This is a genomic window from Mycobacterium innocens (assembly GCF_900566055.1).
GTDB lineage: Bacteria > Actinomycetota > Actinomycetes > Mycobacteriales > Mycobacteriaceae > Mycobacterium > Mycobacterium innocens.
The window spans coordinates 1-3,508 of record NZ_UPHQ01000082.1; the positions used below are offsets into that span (position 1 = coordinate 1).

A 3,508-nucleotide genomic window follows, 5' to 3' on the forward strand; every position below is an offset into this window, starting at 1 on the left:
GGTTACCAGGATTCTGTTCTGTCCACCGGTCAATTCGCTGGCGCACCCGAGGACGCGCTCGACACCGCCTGCGGTCTCTATCTCGGCGATCCGACCGCCTGGACCTAACCCCCGACGGACTTCCGGGCGAGACCACTTAGCGACTACGTGGCCGGGCTGCCGGCCGCACTCGACGGCGTCGTCGCCGCCGCGATGGCCAAAGACCCCGGCGACCGCTACCAAACCGCGGGGGAATTCGCCCGCGCGGTACGCGCTGCTCTGGCGGTCGGCTGCGCCCCGCGTCTGCGGTTTGCGAATCCCCCTGCCGTCCATGTCGGTTCGCCCGCACCGCGCCAATCCGAGGCGACGCAGGCCGCCGGGCCGGGCTCGCTCGCGCGTGTCCCACGGGCTAGCTGTCCCGGCAGACTCGCCGTAAGGGCACGGGCTGGCAGGGCGGCGGTGCTGATAGCGGTGATCGCTGTGCTGCTGTGTTGCCTCGGATTCGTGATGGCTAATCGTCATCACGCCACCGCTCAGCGCACGCCTCACCCCGCACAGGCGCCGGCCGCAATGCTCGACGCCCGGGGCGATAACGCACACGCTGGTGCTGCTCTTTGTCCGCGGGCAGCATGCCCCATCAGGTTGCCCGGCGGATCCGCGGTAACCGGCGAAGCTGCCAAGATCGCGGCCACGAAGGTGCCCCAACGACGCACTATGCGCGAAGCATGGAGCTCACGTTCGATCCGTGAAGGCTTCTCGCCCTAGGGACTTCTTCCCCCGCCTTGGGCCCTAATGCGCTGATCCGACAAGACGACGGGCGTAACTCTGAAACCTCTGCATATTGTTTGGTGAGGAGCCGCTCTGATGTCTTTCAAACCCGTTGCCCGGCTAGCGCTGGCAACAGTTCTGCTCTGCCCGATCGCCGGCGTCTTAGCCACCCGGCGGCGGCCGAGTCGCCGACAACACCCTGTGTAAGCGGGGAGATCGCCGGAGACCTGGGCACCCTGCCCCTGCAGCAACAGGACGCGCCCACAACGAGCTGTACCAGCGAAAAGCAGGCCTGCATGTCGGCCAGCGTGCAAATAGGCATCTACCGGGAGAGGTATGCGCCGCCTGACGCTGCCGCGATGTGCTGGGAGGCCTACCGGACCTGCATTGCCGACCAATCCGACGACGGAGGATCCGGATAGTCTCGCATCACTCGCTGAGGATCGGCATCCGACACGTGCACTCCCATCCTGGATAGCGGAGGCTCAGGCCGACAACGCCGAACTTCGCAGTGCGGCGCGGCGCCATCCGGCCGGCCGGGATCAATGCCGCCTCGCCCTGCGCGAGCATGCGCGGGACGAACGCACTGCCGTAGCCGCACCTTAGACCACGGCGGGTTTGGCGGGGCCGGAGTAGACCTCGAAGAACCGGGCCGTCATCTCGGCCGGGATGGCGAGGTTGGCGGCGTGATCGGTCCGCACACACACCAGGCTCGGGCCGCCGTGTTCGCGAGAACGACGCAGGGCGCCGTCGAGGTCCTCGATCCGCTCCACGTACTCGCCGTGACAGCCGAGTCCCTGCGCGACGATGTCCCACCGGATCTCGCCCTGCGCGGTGCCGAATGTCGTGCCGTACAACTGAAGTTCGTTCAGCTCCTCCATCGTCCATGAGCCCTCGGCGAACACCACGACGGTGACGTCGATGCCCTCACGGGCGGCGGTCTGCAACTCCATGATGTTGAATCCGGCGGCCCCGTCGCCGGTGACGCATACGACCTCGCGCTCGGGCGCGCCCAGTTTGGCGCCGATCGCCGACGGGATCCCGGTGCCGAGCATCCCGAGCTCGAGGATCGAGTGATAGGACCGCGGCCGTGTCGGGGGCAGTACGTTGTAGGCCCACAGCGACGTGTTGCCACCGTCGACGGTGTACACCGCATCCGGACCGAAAACCGCGCCGATCACACCGGCCGCGTGCGCGGGGTGGATGCCCGGGCCCTGCCATTCGAGTATCGGGGTGGCCAGTTGCATCCGGACCTGCTCGTCGAGCCGGCGGTAGCGGGCCAGGTCGGCGCCGTCGCGGGGGCCGAGATCCGTCGCGCGCAGCCGCGCGGCAATGCCGTCGAGCGCGACTCGTGCGTCGGCCAGGATGCCCAGGTGCAGCGGCCGGGTGACGCCGAAATGCCTTGGGTCGATGTCGATCTGGATCAGCCGCTTGCCCGCCGGGTCGCCCCAGTAGCTGTCGTAGGGGACGTCGAGGTTTCCCATCCGGGAGCCGGCCACCAGCAACACGTCGGCCTCGCTGCGCGCGAGGTCGCCGGCCGGGCCGAACCCGAACACGTAGTTGGGATGATCGGCGGGGACGCACGCGCGCCCGGCCATCGAGCCGATGGCGGGGCAGCCGAGCAGCTCGGCGATATCCAGCAGACCACCGCGTGCGTCGGCGCGGTCGACGCCTTGGCCCGCGATCACCACCGGGCGCTGGGCGGCCGCCAGCAGTCCCGCGGCCTCGTCGAGCTGGCGGTCCGACGGCTGCGGCGGCCCGACGCGGTAGCTGGCGGGCGGCCACACCGGCGCCGTCCGCGGATCGCCGGTCTCATACAGAATCGGTGCCGGCAGCTCGATGTGGACCGGACCCGGCCGTCCGTTGTGCATCTCGCGGAACGCCAGCCGTAGCACCTCGGGTATGCGTGCCCATTCGAAGATCGGGCCGCCCCATTTGACCGCGGGCCGGAAAAGGTCGAGTTGGTCTTGGCCCTGGAAGGTCGACGGCGGTGACGGATAGACGATCCCGAGCCGGTGCTGGGAAGTGATGGCGAGCACCGGAACACCTTCGTGAAGTGCGGTGACTACCCCCGGCAGCAGGTTCGCCGAGCCGGGGCCGGGATTGCCCAGCACGGCCGCTACCTTGCCCGTTGTCTTGTACAGGCCCTCGGCCATGTGCACCCCGGCCGCTTCGTGGCGCACCGGCACCAGCCGGATACCGTAGGCCTTCAATTGCGCGAAAAGCGGATCGATCTCCGGAGACGGCAGCCCGAAGAGGAACTCGATCCCCTCGGCCTGAAGCGAACGGGCGAACAGCTCGCCACCGGTCATCTCGGTCATCTCAACCTCCCAAGGGTGAGTCGCTCACCCATGAATCGCACCACCGGCGCACCCGTTAGCAGAAGAGGCTGAAGTCCCCTACCTCAAGTTCCCCGGAGTCCACGTCGGTCGTTGGCGGCCGCGCGGCGATTCGGGGACGTTGGTCCCTACCCGTTGGTTCCGCGGGTCACCACGATTGCTGCTACGGCGTGCGGGGAGCCGAAGCTCAACATCTGCGGAAGGGACTTCCATGACCGATGATCATGCGCTGGTACTGGTGGCCGGCTACTCCGACCTCGCCGCCGCGCGCCGCGATTTCGACACCCTGACCGAGATAGTGAAGAACAGGACGCTGGAGTTGACCGGCGCCGTGCTGGTCGGCAAGGACACCGACGGTAAACCCGTGCTGATCGACACCGGTAACCGCCTTGGCCGCCGGGGGGCGGCCTGGGGTGTGGGGG

Annotated in this window: 2 protein-coding genes and 1 pseudogene; 2 read left to right on the forward strand and 1 reads right to left on the reverse strand. The window is 68.3% G+C overall.

Going from position 1 to position 3,508, the window contains the following annotated elements:
• Positions 1 to 1,043 precede the first annotated feature (1,043 nt).
• Positions 1,044 to 1,169, forward strand: a complete 126-nt coding sequence (locus EET03_RS32355; RefSeq protein WP_279637655.1) for a hypothetical protein — start codon at positions 1,044 to 1,046, stop codon at positions 1,167 to 1,169.
• A 180-nt stretch (positions 1,170 to 1,349) separates the two neighbouring features.
• Here EET03_RS32355 and EET03_RS09760 read toward each other — a convergent pair whose 3' ends face one another.
• Entirely contained in the window at positions 1,350 to 3,068 is a 1,719-nt protein-coding gene (locus EET03_RS09760) for a thiamine pyrophosphate-binding protein (RefSeq protein WP_075542511.1), read from the reverse strand.
• Between the two features lie 229 nt (positions 3,069 to 3,297).
• Between EET03_RS09760 and EET03_RS09765 the strand changes: the two are divergent.
• Positions 3,298 to 3,508, forward strand: a pseudogene (locus tag EET03_RS09765) (sulfatase); the annotation flags it as partial.